We start from the raw sequence: 2,956 nt of genomic DNA, 5'->3' as shown, positions 1-2,956 counted from the left end.
CCTATTCCCTTTGCAACCTTTATGCTTTCCCTCAGTAATTCAAGACTTTCGGTGGGTTTGTTTTGAACAAAATAGAGAGCGCCCAGTTCACTCATCGCAGTAGCCAACGTTGATGGAACATTGGCTTGTTGGGCCTTTTCAATGCTTAATTTAAAATTAGCTTCCGCTTCCTTGAAATTGCCCAAACCTTTATGGGCTTTTCCTAGGTCCGCAAGTGCTACTGCCTGATAATAGGTATCGTCTTGGTTGATATAAATTTCCAATGCCTCTTTGTTATAGGCAATTGCTTTCTTTAAATTTCCAATATTGAATTCTATTGCAGCTAAGTGGGTTTTGGCGTCTGCGATTCTAACATCTTTATTTATTGGCGTGCTCACAACTGGCAAAATCTTAAGGCTCTTCAACACATTTTCAAGGGCAATGGTGTAATGCCCCCTATTTTCATTTATTCTTCCTTTAAAATCGAGGGAATATGCAATTCCGACCGAATCATTGTATCTCTCGTTATATTCTAGGTTCTTGTCATTTATTTCATCGGCCTTATCTAAGTTTCCAAGCTCAAATTCCAAGAGCGCAAGCCCATGGTAAGCCTGCGAAACAAAGATCTGGTTATTGTAAATTTTAGCGAACTTCAAGGCTTCGGTATATCTATAACGGGCCGAATCAACCTTGTTGACATTGTTATATAGGATCCCCAGTTGATAATTGGCCATTGATTGTCCGCCACTAAATTGGATCTCATTGGATAGGGCAAGTTGCTCAAAGGCATATTTCTTGGCTAATTCCGGGTTTCTATACATGTAGTAATTAATGATTTTATTGTTGGTTATCACCTTGTTCGAATCTAGCTTTTGTGATTTATAGACCACTAATAAGCTATCAATATCAAAATTCAATTGGGATGATGCTTTCAAACAAAAAAAGAGGGCTAGAACAATAAAAAGAGTCTTATTAGAGGACATATTCAATAATGATTGGTTTTTACCAAGATAATTAAATTATCCCTTGCTCGAACACTGGAAGTAGTTGGTCGAAAAGCTCATGTCCATAAAAAGTCCATGCTTTTTTGAAGCTCCTATTTGTTTAAAAAAAGTATATATCACTGATAATAAATTGTTTATAAATGTTTTTGTCATTTATATTTTATGTGCTGTCCATGGTGCAGTTCATCGAAATCCTAGTTGCTTGTCCATAGTTTGTCCATGGTCAAAATTAGGGATGGGGTCAATTCTGGGCTAGGTTTGGAATGTTGAATCCTAAAAAACAATTAATTATGAAAACAAAGCAATTTAAAATCGGAGTATTTAGATCATTGACAATTTTGGGCCTATTGGCCATAACCTTTATTGGGTGCAGTAAAGATGAACCTGAAGTAAACCCCACTGATCCAGACAAAGAGGTAGTTGATAACGATGATGACAATGTTTCGATCAATAATGATTTAGCACTACTACAGGCTTTCTCTCAACCTGATGAAATTACAACGCCCGAGTTATTGGATGAAGAAGATCCACAGCAAGATGTTGATTATGAATGTGTTGTAAGGCATTATAAAGCCGCTCCAGGTTTTGATGAAATGTTGGCCCTGGATCCCTCAACTGATGTTATTTACCCTGGTGCCATGTTAAAAGGGGAATCAATCCCCACGGGTGAATATATTGGCATCAACGGGGGGCGTGCCCCAATTACCCTGTCCATTTCATTAGAGAATATAGATGGTTCAGCTTCTATTGAAATTAATGAACCTGACTTGGATGGTGTAAGAAATGGTGTAAATGAATTGTTGAACCAAGGGGTTAATGGTGCCACTGCCGCCGAACTGAATTTTACAGTAGAGGAAGTATATTCCGAAGAACACTTAGATATTGCCCTTGGAGCCAATTATCGATCAAAGAACAAAGAAGTAGCGGCTTCGTTTGATTTTTCCCAATCGGGTTATCGATATAAATATGTAGTAAAGTTCTTTCAAGAGTACTATACCATAGATATGACCTTGCCGCCTAATGATGATCCTGGGTCCTTGTTTACCGAACTTCCCAATCTAGACAATACCAGTCCGGTAATTGTATCTTCTGCCATGTATGGGAGAATGGTATTGTATTCCGTTGAATCTGACTATTCTTGGTTAGAGGTAAAATCGGCATTTGCCCTTTCTTTTAGTCAAGGTCAAACCAGTGGTGATGGCGGAATTGAAGTAGATTATAATGAAATCATTAGTAAGTCTAAAGTTGATGCTTTGGTGATAGGAGGCTCCGCAGAGGATGCCGTTGGTGTAATCACGGGCCCTGAAGGCGTATATAGCTACATCATTAATGGAGGCAATTATTCCAAAGATTCTCCAGGAAAATTATTGGCCTATAAATTAAGGTACATTAAAAAAGACATGCCCGTTGCCAGAGTGGTATTGGCATCAGAATATCCCGTACGCTCTTGCGAAGAAGCTTGGTTTAAATATAAGGTGACCATAGAAGAGATTGCCAGGGAAGGATCGGTTCAAAAGGAAATCTATGGAAATATTACAGCAGGCATTCGAAAAAATGGAAGTACTGGTTATACGGGAAATACGGCAACTTGGTCTGAGGATTGGGGTGATGCGGAGGACGTTTCACCAACCGACCCACATACGGTCAACACATCGGCCACGATTGAACTCTATAAACCTAATCTGGGAGAGGATGAAGTATATTTGTATGCCCATTTAAAAGATAAAAACTTTGTTGGTTTTGATGATTTGGGAAATGATAACCTATCCATTAGCCTAGAGGATATTGATTTTACCACTGTGCCTTTAGGGGATGAGGAACCAGAAACTAAACGTAGTTACACCCATTATCTTGATTCATTCGAAGATAAAATGAAGGTTACTTTTACTGTGAAAAGAATAGCGTATTAGATTTTTTAATCAGTCGGCACCTAAAGTTGAGATTCAACAACTTGGTGTCGGCTGTTATCTTTA

At 38.6% G+C, this 2,956-nt stretch carries 2 protein-coding genes; one reads left to right on the top strand and one right to left on the bottom strand.

Annotated elements, in window-relative coordinates; translation table 11 throughout:
- Positions 1-962: tetratricopeptide repeat protein (locus WBM98_RS12760; protein ID WP_424366404.1), on the bottom strand; the 962-nt coding region annotated here is incomplete at its 3' end.
- Positions 963-1,273: 311 nt separating this feature from the next.
- On the opposite strand from WBM98_RS12760, the gene WBM98_RS12755 reads away from it, so the two are divergent.
- Complete coding sequence (locus tag WBM98_RS12755) at positions 1,274-2,893, top strand: thiol-activated cytolysin family protein (RefSeq protein ID WP_424366403.1); 1,620 nt, start codon at positions 1,274-1,276, stop codon at positions 2,891-2,893.
- Positions 2,894-2,956 lie beyond the last annotated feature (63 nt).

It is taken from the genome of Maribacter sp., assembly GCF_049667165.1.
GTDB lineage: Bacteria > Bacteroidota > Bacteroidia > Flavobacteriales > Flavobacteriaceae > Maribacter_A.
This window is presented reverse-complemented; position numbering and strand designations above follow the sequence as displayed.